Annotated in this window: 4 protein-coding genes and 2 pseudogenes; 5 read left to right on the top strand and 1 reads right to left on the bottom strand. The window is 60.0% G+C overall.

Translation table 11 applies throughout. From position 1 onward, the window contains the following. The first annotated feature begins 1,434 nt into the window (after positions 1–1,434). Positions 1,435–21,276, top strand: a complete 19,842-nt coding sequence (locus RA167_RS14365; RefSeq protein WP_076788272.1) for a non-ribosomal peptide synthase/polyketide synthase — start codon at positions 1,435–1,437, stop codon at positions 21,274–21,276. A gap of 296 nt (positions 21,277–21,572) precedes the next feature. On the opposite strand, the pseudogene RA167_RS14360 reads toward RA167_RS14365, so the two are convergent. After that, a pseudogene (locus RA167_RS14360) lies at positions 21,573–22,310 on the bottom strand (transposase); the annotation flags it as partial. Positions 22,311–22,312: 2 nt separating this feature from the next. Here RA167_RS14360 and RA167_RS14355 point away from each other — a divergent pair. The 4 genes and pseudogenes from RA167_RS14355 to glpK all read left to right on the top strand — a co-directional run bounded on the left by RA167_RS14355 (position 22,313) and on the right by glpK (position 25,028). Further along, on the top strand, positions 22,313–22,579 hold the full coding sequence (locus RA167_RS14355) for a hypothetical protein (protein ID WP_237574405.1): 267 nt from the start codon (positions 22,313–22,315) through the stop codon (positions 22,577–22,579). Positions 22,580–22,742: 163 nt separating this feature from the next. Continuing rightward, positions 22,743–22,910, top strand: a pseudogene (locus RA167_RS14350) (thioesterase domain-containing protein); the annotation flags it as partial. Between the two features lie 71 nt (positions 22,911–22,981). Then, positions 22,982–23,182, top strand: a complete 201-nt coding sequence (locus tag RA167_RS14345; protein ID WP_237574403.1) for a hypothetical protein — start codon at positions 22,982–22,984, stop codon at positions 23,180–23,182. Between the two features lie 349 nt (positions 23,183–23,531). Then, positions 23,532–25,028 carry a glycerol kinase GlpK gene (gene glpK, locus RA167_RS14340; RefSeq protein WP_076788673.1) on the top strand — a complete coding sequence of 499 codons (1,497 nt, stop codon included), beginning with the start codon at positions 23,532–23,534 and terminating at the stop codon, positions 25,026–25,028. Positions 25,029–25,047 lie beyond the last annotated feature (19 nt).

The raw sequence follows: 25,047 nt of genomic DNA, 5'->3' as shown, positions 1-25,047 counted from the left end.
GGCATCGGGTGGTGCGGCGCAAGTCGGTGGCGGCGCTGGTGGTGCGGTCTGCGGCGTAGCGAGCGGCCTGGCTGCGGGTGCGGGACGGAAGCTGGCTCGCACTGGAATCGACCGACATGTTTTTTAGACTGAGGAGCACGACTTATGGAACGAAAGTCAAATGAAGCACCGGCGAAGCCAGGTGATGCGCGATCCCCGCAACGGGGAGGCGCGCCACGGCAGCGCCTCGATGTGCCGACCGCAGCGGATCGCCGGCTCACCGAAGCGCAGAAGGCGACGATAACAGGGCATCCGCCCGCACCGACCAAAGCAGGTCATGAGCCACTGCCCGCCCCACAGGACGTAGGGGAAGATGGGTGAGCGGCGTGGTCAGTAATGCGTCAACCGATTGCCGTCGATTTTGACAAGATCGCTGGTAGTCCACGCAATGCGATATCGGCTTGACTGTCGTCGTCTCTCTCAAATTCACACAATTTCTTTACCCCCACCGCGCCAACAGCGTTCTTTGCGGTTTGCTTGCCGTTGTCGGCAGCACGATGAGCTTACCCTGTTTTGCATAAATCTCTGGACGGAGGGACCCTTTCTCTTCGCCGACGGCGGATCATCCATGGTGGCCCAGTATTCAAAGAACACTGCTCGACGCGCACCGTTTTGGTCCAAGCTTTTCAGCATGTTTCGCTTGTCAAAGGTCACGACGTTTAAACGGAAGTTCACCTATGTTAGTCGTATCTACTCATCTTTTGCTCCTCAGCGTCTTCGTACTGGCAGATTCCGTCTTGCCTCACAGGTTGGCGTACCGGTTATCCGGTGGCTATGTTATCCCCCAGAGCTTCGCACCGAGCCGTTACCCGCTCCGCATGTCCCGGTAGAGGATGGTTGATAGAACAACCGGTTTTGTCAGGTTATCCCTTATCCTGTGAAACTGAAATTCAGGCGGCTTGCAGCAGGCCGCACAAACACGGCCTTTGCGATATCCACACCAATTACTGGAGTGCAATTCATTTGTGGGTCTTCCCGGCTGCTGAGAAATGCGTGCATTTTCCACTTCGGCACTTCGGTGCCGCGGGCCCGTGAGATCCACCTTACTCCTCTTTCTGCCTTCACGGGTGGGACGCATTCATTTCAATTTTCCTAGGTAATTCCCACTGCGTCGCGTGATTACCTACTTGCCGCGAAGCAATCAGAGACAAGAATCCGTCATCCATGTTCTGTAAAATTTACCGATATTAGTTAAATATCTTAATAATAAGCGCGGAATTACCGAATGGCTTTCAATTTGTTGACAAGAACTGGTCACTCAAATAATGTCCGATTCCGCCGGAAAAGCCAGGTGAGAACGATGAAAACGGGGTACGGACTTGATCCGGATCAGCTTGGCGAAGACACCCCGCGGTAAACCAAAGCGATTGCCCGGAGACGAGGCGGTTGTATGTAATGCGTGAGGGGATAGGTGGACTCACGCTCTTGAAATCGAATAAATCATTGATCAAATTTGGAGTCCATGTGATGTCTGCTGGCGCGGTTTCTCTAACCACTTACCCCCTTTCTTCGGCGCAAACGGAGATCTGGCTTGCCCAGCAGCTTCATTCCGACAGCCCGGTCTACAACATCGCCCAGTACACGGTCATTGAAGGTGCGATCGATCCCACGGTGTTTGAGGCGGCATTGCGGCAGGTGATCGATGAAGCCGACAGCTTGCGCTTGCAATTTGTTGAAAGTGAAGCGGGTCTGCGGCAGAGGATCGGCTCACTGGCATGGTCGATGCCGGTGCTGGATCTGACGGCAAAAGCGGATCCACAGGCGGCGGCCCAGGCGTGGATGCGGGCCGATTATCAGCAGCCGGTGAATGTGTTGCAGGGACCGCTTTTTTGCTATGCGTTGCTGAAAGTGGGGCCCGCGCAGTGGATTTGGTATCAGCGCACTCATCATATCATCATGGATGGGTATGCGTTTTCCCTGATCGCGCAACGTGTTGCACACGTGTACAGCGCGCTGCGCGTGGGAGAGGCGCCCGCGCCCTGTACGTTGGGCTCGGTGCTGAAGCTGCTAGAAAGCGATGCGCAGTATCAGACCTCGGCCCAACGGGCGCAAGACGAAGCGTATTGGCTCAAGCACTGTGCCCATTGGCCTGAGCCTGCGACGCTGGCAAATCGTGCCGCCCCGGCTTTACAGCACCGGTTGCGTCAGACAGCTTACCTGGCGACCCAGGTGCTGGGCGACGCTGCGTCAGATGTGGGTCGGCTAGCCCAGTTTCTAACGGCCGCGTTGGCTGCGTATTTGCATCGGATGACCGGAGCCCAAGATGTGGCGCTAGGCTTGCCGGTGACCGCTCGCCTAGGCGCGAATCGACATATTCCTGGTGTGGTTTCTAATACAGTTCCACTGCGGTTCACGTTCGAAACGAAGATGGCCTTAGCATCGTTGCTGCAGCAGGCTGCGCAGATCCAACGTGGCTTCCGGTATCAACGTTATCCGAGCGAGGCGCTGCGGCGCAAGCTTGAGCTCATGCCTGGACAAGCACTATTTGGCGCCGCAGTCAACGTGATGCCGTTTGACTACGATCTATTGTTCGATGGTTATCCGTCGTCGAATCATAATCTGCTCAATGGTCCGGTCGAGGATTTGATGCTTGCGGTCTATTGGACGCCAGATAACCCTCAATTACGGATTGATTTTGACGTGAATCCTGCATGCTACACGGCGGAAGAGCTTGAGGCGCATCGGTGTCGGTTTGTCCGGTTTATGCAAGCGCTGGCCGCTGACGTTACGCAACCAATTGGTGAAATAAATCTGCTCGATATTGAGGAGCGGCATCGACTGCTGATCGAATGGAACGCGACGCAACGCGATTACCCCTCACATCGGTGCATTCATCAACTGTTTGAAGCGCAGGTGGAGCGCACGCCTGAAGCCACAGCACTGGTGTATGAAGACCAGACGCTCAGTTACGCCGAGCTCAATGCCCGGGCGAATCGTCTCGCGCATCAGTTGATCGAACTGGGTGTTGTGCCGGATGCGCGCGTGGCGATCTGCATGCAGCGCAGCCCGGCGACGGTGGTGGGGCTGCTGGCGATTTTGAAAGCGGGTGGGGCGTATGTGCCGATCGATCCAAATTATCCGGGCGAGCGGCTCGCGCATATTCTCGCGGATGCGGCGCCGGACATTGTGCTGGTCGATGCAGCGGGCCGGGCGGCGTTGGGCGAAGCGGCCTTGGCTCATCGCACGGTGCTCGATCCGAATAGGCTGCCGGCGCGAGCAGAGACGAATCCGTCGGTGCCGGCACTCACGTCCCGCCATCTGGCATATGTGATCTATACGTCCGGTTCGACCGGTGTGCCCAAGGGCGTGATGGTCGAGCATCGCTCCATTGCCCGACTGGTCATCAATAATGGTTATCTCGATGTTGGGGCTGCTGATCGTGTGGCGCTTGCAGCCAACCCAGCATTTGACGCGAGTACCTTTGAAGTCTGGGCTCCGCTACTCAACGGTGCCACGGCTGTCGTTATCAGTCGCGACACGGTGCTCAATCCCGCTGCTTTTGCTCAAACCTTGCGGGAACAGCGCATTAGCATTTTGTGGCTCACCGTTGGGCTATTTAATCAGTTGTTTATAGAACTAGGGCCGGTTTTTCCGCAACTCAAAGCATTGATTGTAGGAGGAGATGCACTGGATGCCAGCGTGGTGGCGCAAGTGTTAAAGGGTACGCCACCTCAGCAACTGATTAACGGGTATGGCCCAACCGAAAGTACGACGTTTACAACGACGTATAGAATTAACGCTATTCGGGAAGACATCGTCAGCATTCCAATTGGCCGGCCGATCGCGAACACGCGCATTTACCTGCTCGATCGCTACGGTCAGCCGGTGCCGCTGGGCACGGTAGGGGAGCTGTATATCGGTGGCGCCGGGGTGGCACGCGGCTATTTAAATCGCCCCGAATTGACGGCCGAGCGTTTTGTGCGCGATCCGTTCGCCTCTGAGCCCGATGCGCGGATGTACAAGACAGGGGATTTGGCGCGGTATTTACCGGACGGTAATTTGGAATTCCTGGGCCGCAACGATCATCAAGTCAAGATCCGGGGTTTTCGCATTGAGCTCGGTGAGATCGAGGCGTGCTTGACTCAGCATGCGCAGGTGCGCGACGCGGTTGTGCTGGCAACAGGCGAAGGCCAAGATAAACGGCTAGTCGCGTATGTGGTGGCCGATCCTGATGACGCGTTAGCGGGCACGTTGCGCACGCATGTGGCGGCCGCATTGCCCGAGTACATGGTGCCCAGTGCATTTGTGCAGCTTGACGCATTCCCCTTGACACCGAACGGCAAGCTGGACCGGAGAGCGTTGCCGGCACCCAGCGCTGACGCGTTTGCGCACCAGGCGTATGAGGCACCACAAGGCGAGCTCGAGACCACGCTGGCTCAGATTTGGTCCGAATTGCTCGGTGTGGAGCCGGTCGGTCGGCACGACAATTTCTTCGCGTTGGGTGGTCATTCGCTGCTCGCGGTGCGTTTGATGAATCGGGTAGCTGCGCTGGGCATCGCATTGCCGCTGGCGACGTTGTTTGCTGCCCCCACATTGGCCGGCTTGGCTGCGGTACTCGAGGCGCAACGCGCGTCAGACGGTGCGGCGCTACCCGCGATCACGCCGGTGTCGCGTGACGGCGCACTGCCGCTGTCGTTCGCGCAGCAACGGCTGTGGTTCCTCGCGCAGCTCGATGGGGGGAGCGATACGTATCATATGTCGATGGCATTGCGCCTGCGCGGTACATTGAACCCCATCGTGTGGCAACAAGCACTGGATGCGCTATGGGCGCGTCACGAAGCGCTGCGCTCGGTGTTCGTCAGCGTTGACGGTCAGCCGCAGGTGCAGCTGTTGCCCGCCGAAGCAGGGATGCCGATGACCTGGCATGATCTGCGCGGCGTGCGCGACGCGCAGGCGCAGTTGGTGCAACTGCGCGCCGAGGCCGCCCAAGCACCGTTCGACCTGGCCTGCGGCCCGTTGATGCGCGCGTGCGGCATTCAAGTGGCCGATGACGAGTACGTGATGCTGCTCGTGCAGCACCATATCGTGTCGGATGGCTGGTCAATCGGCGTGCTGGTGCGCGAATTGAATACGTTGTATCGCGCGGCCTGTGACGGACAGACAGATCCGCTGCCGTCGCTGACGATCCAATATCCGGATTATGCGGCGTGGCAGCGTCAGTGGCTCTCGGGCGAGCGGCTCAAGGCGCAAAGTGAGTACTGGCGCACGCAGCTGGCCGATGCCCCGGTGCTGCTGACGTTGCCGACCGACCGACCGCGCCCGGCGCAGCAATCGTTCGAAGGGGCCTACGTGCCGATTCAGATCGATGCGCAAACCACGCAAGCGCTCAAGCGTTGGAGCCAAGCGCAAGGCGCGACGCTATTCATGACGGTGCTCGCGGCGTGGAGCGCGGTGCTCGCGCGGCTGTCGGGGCAGGGGGATCTGGTCATTGGCACGGCAAGCGCCAATCGTCACCATCCTCAGATTGAGCCATTGATTGGCTTTTTTGTGAACACGCTGGCGTTGCGCATGGATGTGTCGGGCGAGCCGAGCGCCACACAGCTGCTTGAGCGGGTGCGGCGCACGGCACTGGAGGCGCAAGCGCATCAGGATGTGCCGTTCGAGCAAGTGGTGGAGATTGTGCAGCCGCCGAGGCGGCTTGATCATACGCCGCTGTTTCAAGTGATGTTCGTGTGGCAGAGCAACGAGCGTGCCGTGTGGGATTTGCCGGAGGTAGAGGTCACACCAGCGGATTGGGCTTACGATGTGGTCAAGTTCGATCTGGACCTGCACTTGTATGAGTCTGGCGAGGAGATGGTCGGCGCGCTAGGCTATGCGACGGCGCTGTTCGATCGCGAGACGATCGAGCGACACGTCGGGTATTTGCAGACGATGTTGCAGGCGATGGCTGCTGACGCAGCGTATCCGGTGACGCGCGTCGAATTGCTGTCGCCGGCCGAGCGCACGTTGTTGCTGCAGACGTGGAACGCGACGCAGCGGGACTATCCGGCGCACCAATGTATTCACCAGCTGTTTGAAGCGCAGGTGGAGCGCACGCCTGAAGCCACAGCACTGGTGTATGAAGACCAGACGCTGAGTTACGCCGAGCTCAATGCCCGGGCGAATCGTCTCGCGCATCAGTTGATCGAACTGGGTGTTGTGCCGGATGCCCGGGTGGCGATCTGCGTGCAGCGCAGCCCGGCGATGGTGGTGGGGCTGCTGGCGATCCTGAAGGCGGGTGGCGCGTATGTGCCGCTCGATCCCGCCTATCCGAGTGAGCGCTTGGCGCATATCCTCGTCGATGCGGCACCGAGCATTGTGCTTGCCGATGCGGCCGGGCGCGCTGCGTTGGGTGAGGCGGCGCTGGCCGAGTGCACGGTGCTCGATCCGGCTACCGTGCCGGCGTTGCCGGACATGAATCCGTCGGTAGCGGGCCTGACGGCCCGGCATCTGGCGTATGTGATCTATACGTCTGGCTCGACCGGCACGCCCAAAGGAGTGATGGTCGAGCATCGGGGCGTGGTGAACCTTGCTCTGGCGCAGATAGCCTGTTTTGGGGGGCAGCCAGCCAGCCGTGTTTTGCAGTTTGCGTCGTTCAGCTTTGATGCGAGTGCATTTGAAATCTTGATGGCCTTTGGCAGCGGTGCAGCGTTGTATCTGCCACCCGAGACGGCCCGGCAGGATCGGCATGCTCTGTGGGACTATTTGGCAAGCCATGCGATTACGCACGCGACTTTACCGCCTGCACTGCTTCAACATGGTGCAGATTTGCCCAGCCTTGGGCCGTCCTTGACGCTGATTTTGGCAGGTGAAGCGCCCAGTGCAACGTTGGTTCGAGACTTGGCCGATCAAGGCACGGTCTTGAATGCCTATGGTCCCACGGAGGCAACCGTTTGTGCCACAGTATGGCGTGGTGCACGTGACTTCAGCGGTGAGGTCTCGATTGGCCGGCCGATTGCGAACACAAGGATTTATCTGCTTGATGCGCACGGCCAGCCGGTGCCATTGGGAACAGTCGGCGAGCTGTATATCGGTGGCGCCGGGGTGGCACGTGGCTATTTAAATCGCCCCAAATTGACGGCCGAGCGTTTTGTGCGCGATCCGTTCGCCTCTGAGCCCGATGCGCGGATGTACAAGACAGGGGACCTGGCGCGGTATTTACCAGACGGTAATTTGGAATTCCTGGGCCGCAACGATCATCAAGTCAAGATCCGGGGTTTTCGCATTGAGCTCGGTGAGATCGAGACATGCTTGGCTCAGCATACGCAGGTGCACGACGCGGTTGTGCTGGCCAGGGGCGAAGGCCAAGATAAACGGCTAGTTGCGTATGTGGTGGCCGATCCTGATGATGCGTTAGCGGGCACGTTGCGCACGCATGTGGCGGCCGCGTTGCCCGAGTACATGGTGCCCGGTGCGTTTGTGCGACTCGATGCATTGCCGCTGACGCCAAACGGCAAGCTGGACCGGCGAGCGTTGCCGGCGCCCAGCGCTGACGCGTTTGCGCATCAAGCGTATGAGGCACCGCAGGGCGAGCTCGAGATCACGCTGGCTCAGATTTGGTCCGAATTGCTCGGTGTGGAGCCGGTCGGTCGGCACGACAATTTCTTCGCGCTCGGTGGCCATTCGTTGCTCGCGGTGCGCTTAATGAACCGGGTAGCTGCGCTGGGCATCGCATTGCCGCTGACGACCCTGTTTGCTGCCCCGACGCTGGCCGGCCTGGCCGCTGCGCTGAACAGGCAGCGTACGTCAGACGGTGCGGCGCCACCCGCGATCACACCGGTGTCGCGTGATGGTGCGTTGCCGCTGTCGTTCGCGCAGCAACGGCTGTGGTTCTTTGCGCAGCTTGATAGTGTGAGCGATACGTATCATATGCCGATGGCATTGCGCCTGCGCGGTACATTGAACCCCATCGCGTGGCAACAAGCACTGGATGCGCTATGGGCGCGTCACGAAGCGCTGCGCTCGGTGTTCGTCAGCGTTGACGGTCAGCCGCAGGTGCAGCTGTTGCCCGCCGAGGCAGGGATGCCGATGACCTGGCATGATCTGCGCGGCGTGTCTGACGCGGCTACTCAGCTCGCCCAACTCAGCGCCGAGGCCGCCCAAGCACCGTTCAATCTGGCCTGTGACCCGCTGATGCGCGCGTGCGGCATTCAAGTGGCCGATGACGAGTACGTGATGCTGCTCGTGCAGCACCATATCGTGTCGGATGGCTGGTCAATCGGGGTGCTGGTGCGCGAATTGAATACGTTGTATCGCGCGGCCTGTGACGGACAGACGGATCCGCTGCCGGCGCTGACGATCCAATATCCGGATTATGCGGCGTGGCAGCGTCAGTGGCTCTCGGGCGAGCGGCTCAAGGCGCAAAGTGAATACTGGCGCACGCAGCTGGCCGATGCCCCGGTGCTGCTGACGTTGCCGACCGACCGACCGCGTCCGGCGCAGCAATCGTTTGCCGGCGCGCATGTGCCGATTCGGATCGATGCGCAAACCACGCAAGCGCTCAAGCGTTGGAGCCAAGCGCAAGGCGCGACGCTATTCATGACGGTGTTGGCCGCGTGGAGCGCGGTGCTCGCGCGGCTGTCGGGGCAGGAGGATCTGGTCATTGGCACGGCAAGTGCCAATCGTCACCATCCTCAGATTGAGCCGTTGATTGGCTTTTTTGTGAACACGCTGGCGTTGCGCATGGATGTGTCGGGCGAGCCGAGCGCGGCACAGTTGCTTGAGCGGGTGCGGCGCACGGCACTGGAGGCGCAAGCGCATCAGGATGTGCCGTTCGAGCAAGTGGTGGAGATTGTGCAGCCGCCGAGGCGGCTTGATCATACGCCGCTGTTTCAAGTGATGTTCGTGTGGCAGAGCAACGAGCGCGGCACGTGGGCCTTGCCGGGGCTGGAGGTCACGTCCGCTGGCCGGGATCACGAGGTGGCCAAGTTCGATTTGAACCTGCACATGCATGAAGCCGGTGGAGAGATGATCGGCGTTCTGCACTATGCGACGGCGTTGTTCGATCACGCGACGATCGAGCGGCACGTCGGCTATCTGAAAACGATGTTGCAGGCGATGGCCGCTGACACATCGCACCCGGTGACGCGCGTCGAATTGCTGTCGCCGGCCGAGCGCACGTTGTTGCTGCAGACGTGGAACGCGACGCAACAGAATTATCCATCGCATCGGTGTATTCACCAATTGTTCGAAGCACAGGTGGAGCGCACGCCGGATGCAACGGCATTGGTCTATGAGGATCAGACGCTGAGCTATGCGCAATTAAACGATAGGGCAAATCAACTGGCGCATTACCTTAGTACCTTAGATGTGGGTCCGGAAGTCGTGGTGGGGTTATGCGCCGAGCGCTCGCTTGAGGCAATCATTGGCCTATTAGGCATTCTGAAGGCGGGCGGCGCGTATTTGCCGCTGGACCCCAGCCATCCGGCCGAGCGCTTAGCGTCTATGTTGCGCCAGGCGAGCGTCGCGGTGTTGGTGACGCAATCCCACCTTGAAGCGAGGCTGCCTGAAATCCAGGCACGACGTATTTACTTGGATACGGACTGGGCCAAGATTGCCGCGTGTCCCAAGACACGACTGGACAGTGGAGTCACCGCCGAGCATCTTGCTTACATTATTTATACCTCGGGTTCGACAGGGCAGCCTAAAGGCGTGATGCATTCGCATCGTGGCGTTGTCAATTATTTAAGTTTTCTGACTCGCCATTACGCCATCACGTGTGCGGATACTATTTTAAATATTACGGGTCTTGCCTTTGACCCCTGTGTGCGCGACTTGTTTGGTCCGTTGGCAGCAGGCGCGCGCGTGATCATCGTGCCCAATGAGCAGGCGAAAGAGCCAGGCCGCTATCTATCAGCGATTCGCGAAAGGTCGGTGACGAAACTGCTGAGTATCACACCAAGCTTTTTGCGTAGTCTTTGTGAAACCGTACCGAAGGGCCCCATTGCATCGTCGTTGAATACTATCCTGACCTCTGGTGAGCCGCTGGAGGCAAGTGTATGTGAACAGGTACACAAGGCGTTTGGCCGTCAAGTAACGGTGGTCAATCAATACGGTCCCAGCGAATGCACGATGGCGTCAACGTGGTTCAAGGCCGACGCCCAGCAGGAAGGAAGGGTGCCGATCGGTCGGCCGGTGCCCAATGTGCGAGTCTATGTGCTGGGGCAGCATTTGGAGCTTATGCCGCCAGGAGTGACGGGCGAGTTGTATATTGCGGGTGCGGGGGTGGCGCGTGGCTATATCAATCAACCTGAGCTGAGTGCCGAACGCTTTATACCGAGCCCATTTGAACCCGGCGAACGGCTATACCGAACAGGAGACCTGGCAAGATGGCGCTCGGATGGGCAGTTGGAATATATCGGCCGCGTGGATCAGCAGATCAAGATTCGGGGCTTTCGCATCGAACCTGGGGAAATCGAAGCGGCATTGGCCAAGCATCCGAGCATCGCGCAGTCAGTGGTGGTGTCGCGCGAGGATTGTCCGGGTGACAGACGTTTGGTGGCCTATTGGGTCGCGGCTGACGGTGGGTCGCTAACCCCGGTTGAGCTCAAAGCCTATCTTAGCCAAACGCTGCCGGATTACATGGTGCCGGTCGCGTTCGTGCAGCTTGACACGCTGCCTTTGACGCTGAGTGGCAAGCTGAACCAGCGTGCGCTGCCGGCGCCAGATGGCGCGGCTTTTGCGTTGCAAGTGTATGAAGCGCCGCAGAGCGAGCTCGAGACCACGCTAGCGGCGATCTGGAGCGAGTTGCTGGGTGTCGAACGAGTCGGTCGGCACGACAATTTCTTCGCGTTGGGTGGTCATTCGCTGCTCGCGGTGCGTTTGATGAATCGGGTAGCTGCGCTGGGCATCACATTGCCGCTGGCGACGTTGTTTGCTGCCCCCACATTGGCCGGCTTGGCTGCGGTACTCGAGGCGCAATGCGCGTCAGACGGTGCGGCGCTACCCGCGATCACGCCGGTCTCGCGTGACGGTGCACTGCCGCTGTCGTTCGCGCAGCAACGGCTGTGGTTTTTTGCGCAGCTCGATAGTGCGAGCGATACGTATCATATGCCGATGGCATTGCGCCTGCGCGGTACATTGAACCCCATCGTGTGGCAACAAGCACTGGATGCGCTATGGGCGCGTCACGAAGCGCTGCGCTCGGTGTTCGTCAGCGTTGACGGTCAGCCGCAGGTGCAGCTGTTGCCCGCCGAGGCAGGGATGCCGATGACCTGGCATGACCTGCGCGGCGTGTCTGACGCGGCTACTCAGCTCGCCCAACTCAGCGCCAAGGCGGGCCAAGCGCCGTTCGATCTGGCCCGTGGCCCGTTGATGCGCGCGTGCGGCATTCAAGTGGCCGATGACGAGTACGTGATGCTGCTCGTGCAGCACCATATCGTGTCGGATGGCTGGTCAATCGGCGTGCTGGTGCGCGAATTGAATACGTTGTATCGCGCGGCCTGTGACGGACAGACAGATCCGCTGCCGTCGCTGACGATCCAATATCCGGATTATGCGGCGTGGCAGCGTCAGTGGCTCTCGGGCGAGCGGCTCAAGGCGCAAAGTGAGTACTGGCGCACGCAGCTGGCCGATGCCCCGGTGCTGCTGACGTTGCCGACCGACCGACCGCGCCCGGCGCAGCAATCGTTCGAAGGGGCCTACGTGCCGATTCAGATCGATGCGCAAACCACGCAAGCGCTCAAGCGTTGGAGCCAAGCGCAAGGCGCGACGCTATTCATGACGGTGCTCGCGGCGTGGAGCGCGGTGCTCGCGCGGCTGTCGGGGCAGGGGGATCTGGTCATTGGCACGGCAAGCGCCAATCGTCACCATCCTCAGATTGAGCCATTGATTGGCTTTTTTGTGAACACGCTGGCGTTGCGCATGGATGTGTCGGGCGAGCCGAGCGCCACACAGCTGCTTGAGCGGGTGCGGCGCACGACGCTGGAAGCGCAAGCGCATCAGGATGTGCCGTTCGAGCAAGTGGTGGAGATTGTGCAGCCGCCGAGGCGGCTTGATCATACGCCGCTGTTTCAAGTGATGTTCGTGTGGCAGAGCAACGAGCGTGCCGTGTGGGATTTGCCGGAGGTAGAGGTCACACCAGCGGATTGGGCTTACGATGTGGTCAAGTTCGATCTGGACCTGCACTTGTATGAGTCTGGCGAGGAGATGGTCGGCGCGCTAGGCTATGCGACGGCGCTGTTCGATCGCGAGACGATCGAGCGACACGTCGGGTATTTGCAGACGATGTTGCAGGCGATGGCTGCTGACGCAGCGTATCCGGTGACGCGCGTCGAATTGCTGTCGCCGGCCGAGCGCACGTTGTTGCTGCAGACGTGGAACGCGACGCAGCGGGACTATCCGGCGCACCAATGTATTCACCAGCTGTTTGAAGCGCAGGTGGAGCGCACGCCTGAAGCCACAGCACTGGTGTATGAAGACCAGACGCTGAGTTACGCCGAGCTCAATGCCCGGGCGAATCGTCTCGCGCATCAGTTGATCGAACTGGGTGTTGTGCCGGATGCCCGGGTGGCGATCTGCGTGCAGCGCAGCCCGGCGATGGTGGTGGGGCTGCTGGCGATCCTGAAGGCGGGTGGCGCGTATGTGCCGCTCGATCCCGCCTATCCGAGTGAGCGCTTGGCGCATATCCTCGTCGATGCGGCACCGAGCATTGTGCTTGCCGATGCGGCCGGGCGCGCTGCGTTGGGTGAGGCGGCGCTGGCCGAGTGCACGGTGCTCGATCCGGCTACCGTGCCGGCGTTGCCGGACATGAATCCGTCGGTAGCGGGCCTGACGGCCCGGCATCTGGCGTATGTGATCTATACGTCGGGTTCGACCGGTGTGCCCAAAGGGGTGATGGTTCATCATCAAGGCGTGGTTCGGTTGGTGCGAAATACAGATTACATAAAGGTTGAGCCGGGAGCCGTCTTCGCACTCGCATCGAACATGGCATTCGACGCGACGACTTTCGAGATCTGGGCACCGCTGTTGAATGGGGCACGCATCGAGGTTATCGAGCGGGAGACTTTGCTTTCTCCTGCCATGTTGGCCCGTAAGCTCAAGCAAAGTGGTGTGACAGTATTATTTTTGACGACGGCGCTCTTTAACCAGATGGTTAAAGAGAAGGTTGAGGCATTTAGTGATCTGCATTACTTGTTGTTTGGAGGAGAAAATGCGGATCCGCGATGCGTGTTCCGCGTCCTACAGCAAGCGAAGCCGCGGCATCTGCTACATGTGTATGGCCCAACGGAAACAGTCACCTATGCGAGCTGGTATGAGGTGTGCAATGTCACACAGGATACAAGCATTCCAATTGGCCGGCCGATCGCGAACACGCGCATTTACCTGCTCGATCGCTATGGCCAGCCGGTGCCGCTGGGCGCGGTGGGGGAGCTGTATATCGGTGGCGCCGGGGTGGCACGTGGCTATTTAAATCGCCCGGAATTGACGGCCGAGCGTTTTGTGCGCGATCCGTTCGCCTCTGAGCCCGATGCGCGGATGTACAAGACGGGGGATTTGGCGCGCTACTTGCCCGATGGAAACTTGGAATTTTTGGGCCGCAACGATCATCAAGTCAAGATCCGGGGCTTTCGCATTGAGCTCGGTGAGATCGAGGCGTGCCTGGCTCAGCATGCGCAGGTGCGCGACGCGGTCGTGCTGGCAACAGGCGAAGGCCAAGATAAACGGCTCGTCGCGTATGTGGTGGCCGAGCCCGATGACGCGTTAGCAGGCACGTTGCGCACGCATGTGGCGGCCGCGTTGCCCGAGTACATGGTGCCCAGTGCGTTCGTGCAGCTTGGCGCATTCCCCTTGACACCGAACGGCAAGCTGGATCGCCGCGCGCTGCCAGCACCCAGCGCTGACGCGTTTGCGCACCAGGCGTATGAGGTACCGCAGGGCGAGCTCGAGATCACGCTGGCTCAGATTTGGTCCGAATTGCTCGGTGTGGAGCCGGTCGGTCGGCACGACAATTTCTTCGCGCTCGGTGGGCATTCACTACTGGCGGTGCGTTTGATGAATCGGGTAGCTGCGCTGGGCATCGTATTGCCGCTGGCGACGTTGTTTGCTGCCCCCACATTGGCCGGCTTGGCTGCGGTACTCGAGGCGCAACGCGCGTCAGACGGTGCGGCGCTACCCGCGATCACGCCGGTTTCGCGTGACGGCGCACTGCCGCTGTCGTTCGCGCAGCAACGGCTGTGGTTCTTTGCGCAGCTCGACAGTGCGAGCGATACGTATCATATGCCGATGGCATTGCGCCTGCGCGGTACATTGAACCCCATCGCGTGGCAACAAGCACTGGATGCGCTATGGGCGCGTCACGAAGCGCTGCGCTCGGTGTTCGTCAGCGTTGACGGTCAGCCGCAAGTGCAGCTGTTGCCCGCCGAGGCAGGGATGCCGATGACCTGGCATGACCTGCGCGGCGTGTCTGACGCGGCTACTCAGCTCGCCCAACTCAGTGCCGAGGCCGCCCAAGCACCGTTCAATCTGGCCTGTGGCCCGTTGATGCGCGCGTGTGGCATTCAAGTGGCCGATGACGAGTACGTGATGCTGCTCGTGCAGCACCATATCGTGTCGGATGGCTGGTCGGTCGGCGTGCTGGTGCGCGAATTGAATACGTTGTATCGCGCGGCCTGTGACGGACAGACGGATCCGCTGCCGTCGCTGACGATCCAATATCCGGATTATGCGGCGTGGCAGCGTCAGTGGCTCTCGGGTGAGCGGCTCAAGGCGCAAGGTGAGTACTGGCGCACGCAGCTGGCCGATGCCCCGGTGCTGCTGACGTTGCCGACCGACCGACCGCGCCCAGCGCAGCAATCGTTTGCCGGCGCGCATGTGCCGATTCGGATCGATGCACTCACCACGCAAGCGCTTAAGCGTTGGAGCCAAGCGCAAGGCGCGACGCTATTCATGACGGTGCTGGCTGCGTGGAGCGCGGTGCTCGCGCGGCTGTCGGGGCAAGACGATCTGGTCATTGGTACGGCCAGTGCCAATCGTCACCATCCTCAGATTGAGCCGTTGATTGGCTTTTTTGTGAACACGCTGGCGTTGCGCCTGGATGTGTCGGGCGAGCCGAGCGCCACACAGTTGCTTGAGCGGGTGCGGCGCACGGCACTGGAGGCGCAAGCGCATCAGGATGTGCCGTTCGAGCAAGTGGTGGAGATTGTGCAGCCGCCGAGGCGGCTCGATCATACGCCGCTGTTCCAAGTGATGTTCGTGTGGCAGAGCAACGAGCGTGCCGTGTGGGATTTGCCGGCGTTAGAGGTCACGCCAGCAAAGTGGGCTTACGACGTGGTCAAGTTTGATCTGGACCTGCACTTGTATGAGTCTGGCGAGGAGATGGTCGGTGCGCTAGGCTATGCGACGGCGCTGTTCGATCGCGCGACGATCGAGCGGCACGTCGGCTATCTGCAGACGATGTTGCAGGCGATGGCCGCTGATGCAGCGTATCCGGTGACGCGCGTCGAATTGCTGTCGCCGGCCGAGCGCACGTTGCTGCTGCAGACGTGGAACGCGACGCAGCGGGACTATCCGGCGCACCAATGTATTCACCAGCTGTTTGAAGCGCAGGTGGAGCGCACGCCTGAAGCCACAGCACTGGTGTATGAAGACCAGACGCTCAGTTACGCCGAGCTCAATGCCCGGGCGAATCGTCTCGCGCATCAGTTGATCGAACTGGGTGTGCAGCCCGATGCGCGCGTGGCGATCTGCGTGCAGCGCAGTCCAGCGCTGGTTGTCGGGCTGTTGGCGATTTTGAAAGCGGGCGGCGCGTATGTGCCGCTCGACCCGAGTTATCCGAGTGAGCGCTTGGCGCATATCCTCGTCGATGCGGCACCGAGCATTGTGCTTGCCGATGCGGCCGGGCGCGCTGCGTTGGGTGAGGCGGCGCTGGCCGAGTGCACGGTGCTCGATCCGGACACCCTGTCGGCGTTGCCGGACATGAATCCGTCGGTAGCGGGCCTGACGGCCCAGCATCTGGCGTATGTGATCTATACATCGGGTTCCACGGGTCGTCCCAAAGGAGTCTTAATTCAGCACAGCGGTGTTGTCAATCAGATTACGGCACTACCTCTGCGACTTGGTTTGGGCATACGAGACAGGAGATTGCAATTTGCTTCGCCTGCCTTTGATACTTCAGTAGAAGAAATTTTTTCTACTTTGACCTGTGGTGCGGCATTGGTTTTACGCACTGATGCGTGGTTAGCTGAAGCTCGGAAGTTTTGGGCTTTGTGTAAATTCAATCGCGTCAGCATAGTGGGGCTGCCTGTTCAATTTTGGGCACAATTAGCTCAGGAAGACGTTCCCATTGCAGACAATGTGCGCGTAGTCATGATCAGTGGAGATACATTAAGCGTATCGGCATGGAATGCATGGTTTGCAAACCGTGGCCATCGGCCGCGTTTGTTCAATAGTTATGGTCCAACTGAAGCGACAGTTAGTGCCACGATACATGAGATTACTCACGTCAATGACGATTGGCGCACGATTGGACGCCCAATTGACAATACTCGGCTCTATATCCTGGATACACACCAGCAGCCGGTACCATTAGGTGCAGTTGGCGAGCTGTATATTGGTGGTGCGGGGGTCGCACGCGGCTATCTGAACCGCCCAGAGTTGACCGCTGAGCGCTTTGTGCCGGATCCGTTCTCGATTGAGCCCGATGCGCGGCTGTATAAGACTGGTGATCTGGCGCGTTACCGACTGGACGGTAACTTGGAATTTCTGGGCCGCAACGATCATCAAGTCAAGATCCGGGGCTTTCGCATTGAGCTCGGTGAGATCGAGACATGCTTGGCTCAGCATGCGCAGGTGCGCGACGCGGTCGTGCTGGCAACAGGCGAAGGCCAAGATAAACGGCTCGTCGCGTATGTGGTGGCCGAGCCCGATGACGCGTTAGCAGGCACGTTGCGCACGCATGTGGCGGCCGCGTTGCCCGAGTACATGGTGCCCAGTGCGTTCGTGCAGCTTGGCGCATTCCCCTTGACACCGAACGGCAAGCTGGATCGGAGAGCGTTGCCGGCACCCAGCGCTGACGCGTTTGCGCATCAAGCGTATGAGGCACCGCAGGGCGAGCTCGAGATCACGCTGGCTCAGATCTGGACCGAATTGCTCGGTGTGGAGCCGGTCGGTCGGCACGACAATTTCTTCGCGCTTGGTGGGCATTCACTACTGGCGGTGCGTTTGATGAATCGGGTAGCTGCGCTGGGCATCGTATTGCCGCTGGCGACGTTGTTTGCTGCACCTACATTGGCCGGCTTGGCTGCGGTACTCGAGGCGCAACGCGCGTCAGACGGTGCGGTGCTACCCGCGATCACGCCGGTGTCGCGTGACGGCGCACTGCCGCTGTCGTTCGCGCAGCAACGGCTGTGGTTCTTTGCGCAGCTCGACAGTGCGAGCGATACGTATCATATGCCGATGGCATTGCGCCTGCGCGGTACATTGAACCCCATCGCGTGGCAACAAGCACTGGATGCGCTATGGGCGCGTCACGAAGCGCTGCGCTCGGTGTTCGTCAGCGTTGACGGTCAGCCGCAAGTGCAGCTGTTGCCCGCCGAGGCAAGGATGCCGATGACCTGGCATGACCTGCGCGGCGTGTCTGACGCGGCTACTCAGCTCGCCCAACTCAGCGCCGAGGCCGCCCAAGCACCGTTCAATCTGGCCTGTGGCCCGTTGATGCGCGCGTGCGGCATTCAAGTGGCCGATGACGAGTACGTGATGCTGCTCGTGCAGCACCATATCGTGTCGGATGGCTGGTCAATCGGGGTGCTGGTGCGCGAATTGAATACGTTGTATCGCGCGGCCTGTGACGGACAGACGGATCCGCTGCCGTCGCTGACGATCCAATATCCGGATTATGCGGCGTGGCAGCGTCAGTGGCTCTCGGGTGAGCGGCTCAAGGCGCAAGGTGAGTACTGGCGCACGCAACTGGCCGATGCCCCCGTGCTGCTGACGTTGCCGACCGACCGACCGCGCCCAGCGCAGCAATCGTTTGCCGGCGCGCATGTGCCGATTCGGATCGATGCACTCACCACGCAAGCGCTTAAGCGTTGGAGCCAAGCGCAAGGCGCGACGCTATTCATGACGGTGCTGGCTGCGTGGAGCGCGGTGCTCGCGCGGCTGTCGGGGCAAGACGATCTGGTCATTGGTACGGCCAGTGCCAATCGTCACCATCCTCAGATTGAGCCGTTGATTGGCTTTTTTGTGAACACGCTGGCGTTGCGCCTGGATGTGTCGGGCGAGCCGAGCGCCACACAGTTGCTTGAGCGGGTGCGGCGCACGGCACTGGAGGCGCAAGCGCATCAGGATGTGCCGTTCGAGCAAGTGGTGGAGATTGTGCAGCCGCCGAGGCGGCTCGATCATACGCCGCTGTTCCAAGTGATGTTCGTGTGGCAGAGCAACGAGCGTGCCGTGTGGGATTTGCCGGCGTTAGAGGTCACGCCAGCAAAGTGGGCTTACGACGTGGTCAAGTTTGATCTGGACCTGCACTTGTATGAGTCTGGCGAGGAGATGGTCGGTGCGCTAGGCTATGCGACGGCGCTGTTCGATCGCGCGACGATCGAGCGGCACGTCGGCTATCTGCAGACGATGTTGCAGGCGATGGCCGCTGATGCAGCGTATCCGGTGACGCGCGTCGAATTGCTGTCGCCGGCCGAGCGCACGTTGCTGCTGCAGACGTGGAACGCGACGCAGCGGGACTATCCGGCGCACCAATGTATTCACCAGCTGTTTGAGGCACAAGTGGAGCGCACGCCCGAGGCGACAGCGCTGGTGTTTGAAGCGCAAGTGGAGCGCATGCCTGAAGCCACAGCACTGGTGTATGAAAACCAGACGCTCAGTTACGCCGAGCTCAATGCCCGGGCGAATCGTCTCGCGCATCAGTTGATCGAACTGGGTGTGCAGCCCGATGCGCGCGTGGCGATCTGCGTGCAGCGTAGCCCGGCGATGGTGGTGGGGCTGCTGGCGATTCTGAAGGCGGGTGGCGCGTATGTGCCGCTTGACCCAAGTTATCCGGGCGAGCGGCTCGCGCATATTCTCACGGATGCGGCGCCGGACATTGTGCTGGCCGATGCAGCGGGCCGGGTGGCGCTGGGTGACGCGGCTTTGGCTCATCGCATGGTGCTGGACCCGAATCGGCTGCCGGCGCAAGCGGAGACGAACCCGGTGGTGCCAGATCTGACATCCCGCCATCTGGCATATGTGATCTATACGTCGGGTTCGACCGGTGTGCCCAAAGGGGTGATGGTTCATCATCAAGGCGTGGTTCGGTTGGTGCGAAATACAGATTACATAAAAGTTGAGCCGGGAGCCGTCTTCGCACTCGCATCGAACATGGCATTCGACGCGACGACTTTCGAGATCTGGGCACCGCTGTTGAATGGGGCACGCATCGAGGTTATCGAGCGGGAGACTTTGCTTTCTCCTGCCACGTTGGCCCGTAAGCTCAAGCAAAGTGGTGTGACAGTACTATTTTTGACGACGGCGCTCTTTAACCAGATGGTTAAAGAGAAGGTTGAGGCTTTTAGTGATTTGCATTACTTGTTGTTTGGAGGAGAAAATGCGGATCCGCGATGCGTGTTCCGCGTCCTACAGCAAGCGAAGCCGCGGCATCTGCTACATGTGTATGGCCCAACGGAAACAGTCACCTATGCGAGCTGGTATGAGGTTTGCAATGTCACACAGGATACAAGCATTCCAATTGGCCGGCCGATCGCGAACACGCGCATTTACCTGCTCGATCGCTATGGCCAGCCGGTGCCGCTGGGCACGGTGGGGGAGCTGTATATCGGTGGCGCCGGGGTCGCACGTGGCTATTTAAATCGCCCGGAATTGACGGCCGAGCGTTTTGTGCACGATCCGTTCGCCTCTGAGCCCGATGCGCGGATGTACAAGACGGGGGATTTGGCGCGGTATTTACCGGACGGTAACTTGGAATTCCTGGGCCGCAACGATCATCAAGTCAAGATCCGGGGTTTTCGCATTGAGCTCGGTGAGATCGAGACATGCTTGGCTCAGCATACGCTGGTGCGCGACGCGGTGGTATTGGCAATAGGCGAGGGCCAAGATAAACGGCTCGTCGCGTATGTGGTGGCCGATCCTGATGACGCGTTAGCGGGCACGTTGCGCACGCATGTGGCGGCTGCGTTGCCCGAGTACATGGTGCCCAGTGCGTTTGTGCGGCTCGATGCGTTGCCGCTGACACCGAACGGCAAGCTGGATCGCCGCGCGCTGCCAGCACCCAGCGCTGACGCGTTTGCGCATCAAGCGTATGAGGCACCGCAGGGCGAGCTCGAGATCACGCTGGCCAAGATCTGGGCCGAATTGCTCGGTGTGGAGCAAGTGAGCCGACACGATAATTTCTTCGCGTTGGGTGGCCATTCGCTGCTCGCGGTGCAGATGATTAGCCGGAGTCGCGCCGCTTTGGGTATCTCCATTCCGATGCCTGTCCTGTTTGAAGCACCGACTCTTGCCGCGCTAGCGCAACGTGTATCGTCACAAGACAACGTGCAGGATGAGTCCTTTGCTGTACTACTGCCGATTCAGCCTCATGGCGCCCGACCTGCGCTTTTCTGTGTCCATCCTGTTACTGGGCTAAGTTGGCACTATCGAGGCCTGGTAAGCCATTTGGAGGCAGATCAACCAGTCTATGGTTTACAAGCGCGCGGACTCGACGGTGTCTCGTCGCCCGCTCTCACGATCGAGGCGATGGCTCTGGACTATATTCAGCAAATCCGCTGTATTCAGCCGCAGGGGCCTTACTATCTGCTAGGTTGGTCATTTGGCGGCAAAGTTGTCCATAGCATGGCAACGCAGCTTGAACAACAGGGCGAGCGGGTCGCGTTATTAGCGGTGCTTGATGCTACGCCGGGTCATGTGCAGCTGGATAACAAACCGGAAATCGCCGAAGACGATTTTTACCATCTGTTTGTACGTCACGCTGTAGGCAGTCTGTCGGAAGCCGGCCATTATTTGTGGGAAAAAACCCGTGCAGTGTTTCAAAATAATGTTCAGCTTGTTCAACGTTTTTCGCCACGTATTTATGGTGGTGACATGTTGTTTTTTAGGGCAGCAGTGGCCCAAAATGCCTGGACTCAACCTATTTCGCCGGAGGTATGGCAGCCTTACGTGTTAGGCAATATCGAAGTTCACGATATCGCTTGCCAACATTACGACATGGAGTTGCCTGTGCCTACTGCACATATTGGTCGCATTTTGCGCCAGAAGCTGAATATGCTACAGGGAGAACAAAAAAACGACAATAAAGAGGAAGCGCTAATATGATTAATCAGCTACCCTTAAGCAATTTGCCAAGGCTGATGCAGTAAGGCGCGGAAGCTGAAACGGTGTGGCGGGACAGATGTGTATCTTGGTGAAGCCGAACGTCAGGCGTATTTGGCCAAGAGTAAAGCACGAATCTATGCGTCGAGTTAACGTATTGATTCAGTCAACTTGTCTCGTGGACGCATGGCCGTGTCAGCTCCGCCTCGCGCGTCAAGGGTGTCTAAACGAGAACCAATTAGCGCTCGTTTGTGGCAAGCGTTTGGAGAATACCGGCTTGCGGGCGTAATGCCGTTCAGTTAAGGTCCTCGAGTCAGGTATCGAACGGTGTAGTGGAAAGGTCTGGACTTGACGGCCCGAGCGCAACTGCGCCCGGGCCGTTTTTCGTTGGGAAGCTGCTTGAACCGTTTGCGCAGGCGAGCGAGCAGCGCTGGGAGTTTGCTGTACGAGCGGCGTCACCGCCGCCCATGTCATTTCGTATTGGACCGTATGCAATGCGCGCACGAAGCTCAGTTCCTCGGGAGCATGCCGGGCCTGGAGCGCAGCCTTGGCCATCTCGAGACGAATCAGGTTGTAGGCAATCAGAGCGCCCCAGAACTCCTGGTAGACGCCCTCGACGGTCTGACTGCGAAGGGTCAACTCCCTACCCAGCATCGACTGTTTCCATTCACGGTAGCTGGTCTCAATCTGCCAGCGACGTTCGTAGCAGCAGACGATGGTCTGCTGTTTTGAAACGCTGTCGATCACTCAGGGAGGTGAGTCATACCCGCCGTCGACCACGCGCATGCGCACTATTTGATCGCCGGGCTCGCCGCTGAGCACCTCCCAACGCGTATTGGACTTGCCGGCATGATGAAATGCCGGTTCTTTGCGCCCGAGACCAGGTTGCACAGCAGCTGGGTTGCCAGAAATCCTTTGTCTAACATGGTAATGGAGTGGTCCGGCACACGCGGGATAAGTTGGCGCGCCGAGGATGAGCCGAAATGCTCGCGGTTGACCGCACTGTCGGTCGTGCGCAGCGTGGTGCCTGCGCGCGCATGTGGCAGGCGCGTTGCTGGACTATATGGTACCAAGCGCATTTTTGAGGCTCGACGCGTTTGCCTTTACGCCGAACGGCAAAATCGACCGGCGGGCGTTGCTGGCGCCCGACAGCGACGCTTTCGTGCTGCAGAACTATGAGGCGCCTCAGGGCGATTTCGAAGCTGCGCTCGCCGCCCTATGGGCTGAATTGCTCAGCGTGCGGCGTATCGGGGTCACGATGATTTCTTCGCACTCGGTGGGCATTTGTTGCTGGCCCTATAAATGACGCAACGTTGTCGTGCTGCGTTGGGCGTGACCATCCCGGTGCATGAGCTATTCAGCCGGCCGAGCATCGCGGCACTGAGCAAGGCCGTGCTTGCGCCCTCGGCCGCGCCGTATGAGTTCTTCCCGGTGCGGGTGCCGATTCGGGTGCCGGCTAAGCGTGCCCCATTTTTTGCATCCATCCTGTCAGCGGGCTCAGTTGGCACTACCGGAGCCTGGCTTCACACCTGCCGCCCGAGCAGCCGGTCTATGGCATTCAGGCCCGGGGCTTCGACGATCCTTCGTTGTTGGCCACGAGCATCGACGCGATGGCGTTCGACTACATCCAGCAGATGCGGCGCATCCAGCCAGACGGGCCATACTACTTGCTGGGGTGGTCACTGGGCGGGGCAATATCGCGCACAGCATGGCGACGCAGCTCGAGCAGCAGGGGGAGCGCATCGCGCTTGACGCCTGGCGCCCCTATGTGCTGGGGAAGATGGAGACCTATGACATCGCGTGCACACACGACGATATGGACCGGCCGGGCCCGGCGGAATCGGCCGCGTGCTGCGGGAAAAGCTTGTTCAACTGCACGGCGTGTCGTTGCACGAGCGCAGCCGGATGATAGCGGCCTGAACGTTGGCACCGCATCCCGATATCGGACGCGGTGCGATGGGATGTGCGCCAGTGAGGCGTGTCACGCCGCGTGCGCGGTATGCACGTGTGTTTCCAGATAGAATTGACACTTTAATCTAAATTAGGCGTTGTCAACCAAGGGTTTTCCCGAATATGTTCGAAAACGGACTTTACATTTGCGAATTAGAACATTAAATTTCGCGCAGCGATGTAGTGGGCGTAATGACGGGATTGAATGTTCAAAAAAGAACATGATGGCCGGACTGCCTCGCCTCGCGCGGCACTGCACTGTACAGACGGTGCAGCGTTCAACAACGGCCAAACCGACGGAGACAGTCATGGAAGGCAAGTACGTCCTGGCGCTGGACCAGGGCACCACCAGCTCGCGCGCGATCGTGTTCGACCGCGGGGGCAATATCGTATCGACTGCTCAAAAGGAATTCCGCCAGATCTATCCTCAACCCGGCTGGGTTGAGCACAATCCGCAGGAAATCTGGTCGACCCAGGCAGGTGTCGCCGCCGAAGCCGTCGTGCGCGCGGGGCTGAACGGTGGGTCGATCCACGCATTGGGCATCACAAATCAACGCGAGACGACAATTGTATGGGACCGCGATACCGGGCTGCCGGTTTATAACGCTATCGTCTGGCAGGACCGGCGCACCGCCGATTTTTGTGCCGAGCTTAAGGCACGCGGACTTGAGGGCACGGTTCGCGCGAAGACCGGCTTGCCGATCGATGCTTATTTCTCCGCGACGAAGATCCGCTGGATCCTGGACAACGTCGCTGGTGCGCGCGAGCGTGCTAAGCAGGGCAAACTCGCGTTTGGCACGGTTGATAGCTGGCTGATTTGGAATTTCACGCGTCACAATACGCACGCGACGGACGTGACCAATGCGTCCCGCACGATGCTGTTCAATATCCATACGCTGGACTGGGACGACGAACTGCTAGCTGAACTGGACATCCCGCGCAGCATGATGCCGCAGGTCAAGCCGTCCTCGGGGCTGTACGACGCTACGAAGACCACTGTGTTTGCGTCGCGGATCCCGATCGCTGGCGTGGCGGGCGATCAGCATGCCGCGCTGTTCGGGCAAATGTGCACCACGCCCGGCATGGTCAAGAATACGTACGGCACGGGCTGCTTCCTGGTGATGAACACCGGCGACAAGCCGATTGAGTCGCGCAACAACCTCGTGACGACGATTGCCTGGCAAATCGACGGCAAGACCACCTACGCGCTGGAGGGCAGTATCTTCATCGGCGGCGCCGTGGTGCAATGGCTGCGCGACGGGTTGGGGATCATTAAGCAGGCAGCCGATATTGAGGCGCTGGCCGCCTCCGTGCCGCACAGCGATGGCGTGTTCCTGGTGCCAGCCTTCGCGGGCCTGGGCGCGCCGCATTGGAATCCGCACGCACGCGGCACATTGTTCGGTGCCACGCGGGGTACTACGGCCGCGCACATTGCCCGCGCCGCGCTGGACAGCATTGCTCATCAATCGTTTGACGTGCTCAAGGCAATGGAGGCCGATGCAGGCCAGCCGATCACCGAGCTGCGCGTCGATGGGGGTGCGGTCGAGAACAATTTGTTGATTCAATTCCAGGCGGACCTCCTCGGCGTGGACGTGGTGCGCCCGCGCGTGACGGAGACCACCGCGCTCGGCGCTGCCTACCTGGCGGGGTTGGCGACCGGATACTGGGACGGCCTCGATGAGGTCCGCGACCAGTGGCAGCTGGACCGGCGCTTCACGCCGGCGCTGGATTCGGAGGAGATGGCGCGGCACAGGGCCGGCTGGCAGCGCGCGGTGTCCGCCGCGATGCTGTGGGCGGCGGCCTGATTGACGACAACGGAGATGA

The sequence above is a fragment of the Mycetohabitans endofungorum genome, assembly GCF_037477895.1.
Classification (GTDB): domain Bacteria; phylum Pseudomonadota; class Gammaproteobacteria; order Burkholderiales; family Burkholderiaceae; genus Mycetohabitans.
This window is presented reverse-complemented; position numbering and strand designations above follow the sequence as displayed.